The sequence below is a fragment of the Streptococcus handemini genome (assembly GCF_040984445.1).
Lineage (GTDB): Bacteria > Bacillota > Bacilli > Lactobacillales > Streptococcaceae > Streptococcus > Streptococcus handemini.
The window spans coordinates 1-1,759 of the sequence record NZ_JBFRYH010000114.1 but is presented as its reverse complement, the minus strand read 5'-3'; the positions used below and the strand labels follow the sequence as shown (position 1 = coordinate 1,759).

The following is a 1,759-nucleotide window of genomic DNA, read 5'->3' as shown; positions in this document are numbered from 1 at the left end:
ACTTTGGGAGTCTATGGAAACGAGAAAATCAATCATTGTAGTCACCTCTATCTCTAGTTTACTACTTTGATTGATTTTGTCACTATGTATGTCGTTTTCTGAAAACTATCTTTTCTTCATGCGTTTGTCGTGGGTAAAAAATACATTCTACACATAATAAAAAGCATGCACGTTCTTGCTGCCACCTGCTTTCTTTAGGAAAGACGAGGCGGCAAGACAAAAAGAAACCCCAGCTAGGCTGAGGTTCTTTCTGTCTGTCTATAATTGTTATTTCTGGGAACGTAATCGAATTAAGCTTCGATTTCTGTAACCATACCTGAACCAACAGTACGTCCACCTTCACGGATAGAGAAAGTAGTACCTTGTTCAACGGCGATTGGGTGGATCAATTCAACGTCGATTGTTACGTTATCACCAGGCATTACCATTTCAGTACCTGCTGGCAATTTGATTGAACCAGTTACGTCAGTTGTACGGAAGTAGAACTGTGGACGGTAGTTGTCGAAGAATGGAGTGTGACGTCCACCCTCTTCTTTAGTAAGGATGTAAACTTCACCTTTGAATTTAGTGTGTGGGTTGATTGAACCTGGTTTCGCAATAACTTGTCCACGTTCGATTTCATCACGTTGTACACCACGAAGAAGAACACCAACGTTATCTCCTGCAAGACCTTCGTCCAATTGTTTACGGAACATTTCAACACCAGTAACAACTGCTTTAGAAGTTTCTTCTTTGATACCAACGATTTCGATTTCATCGTTGACACGAACAGTACCACGGTCGATACGTCCTGAAGCAACAGTACCACGTCCAGTGATTGAGAATACGTCCTCGACTGGAAGAAGCAATGGTTTGTCAGTATCGCGTTCTGGTTCTGGAATGTACTCATCAACAGTGTTCATCAAGTCCATGATGATATCTTCAAATGCTGAATCACCTTCAAGAGCTTTAAGAGCTGAACCTTGGATAACTGGAAGGTCATCACCTGGGAAATCGTATTCTGAAAGAAGGTCACGGATTTCCATTTCAACCAACTCAAGCAATTCTTCGTCGTCAACCAAGTCAACTTTGTTCATGAAGACGATCAAGTGTTTAACACCAACCTGACGAGAAAGAAGGATGTGCTCACGAGTTTGTGGCATTGGTCCATCAGTTGAAGCTACTACAAGGATAGCTCCGTCCATTTGAGCCGCACCAGTGATCATGTTTTTAACGTAGTCCGCGTGTCCTGGAGCGTCGATGTGCGCATAGTGACGTTTTTCAGTTTCGTACTCAACGTGTGCAGTGTTGATAGTGATTCCGCGTTCGCGCTCTTCTGGAGCAGCATCGATAGAAGCGTAATCTTTTGGTTGGTTAACTGATGAAGGCAAGCGACGTGCCAATACAGTTGTGATAGCTGCTGTCAATGTAGTTTTACCGTGGTCAACGTGTCCAATTGTACCAATGTTAACGTGTGGTTTACTACGATCGTATTTTTCTTTTGCCATTTTGGTAAAAGCCTCCAATAAAATATATTTTATAGATAGACAGTAGGCAATACAGTCTAACTTTACCTTACTATTCTATCAAATTGTAGCAGAAATGCAAGTATTTTCTATCTTTTTTACAATTTATTCCACATCGAGCTGATAATCGAAAGTTCTAAAATGAAGTTAGCCAGTCAAGGGTATTAAAAAACATCTCAGAGAGATATAATTGTAATCACCACAACAACAATTAGAAAGACTCTGAGATGCAACACTATTATACACCAAAAAGA

1 protein-coding gene is annotated in these 1,759 nt (G+C 40.8%); it reads right to left on the bottom strand.

Features of this window, described 5'->3' with window-relative positions; translation table 11 throughout:
* Nucleotides 1-290: 290 nt before the first annotated feature.
* Complete coding sequence (gene tuf, locus ABPH35_RS10735; RefSeq protein ID WP_067089207.1) at nt 291-1,487, bottom strand: elongation factor Tu; 1,197 nt, start codon at nt 1,485-1,487, stop codon at nt 291-293.
* Nucleotides 1,488-1,759 lie beyond the last annotated feature (272 nt).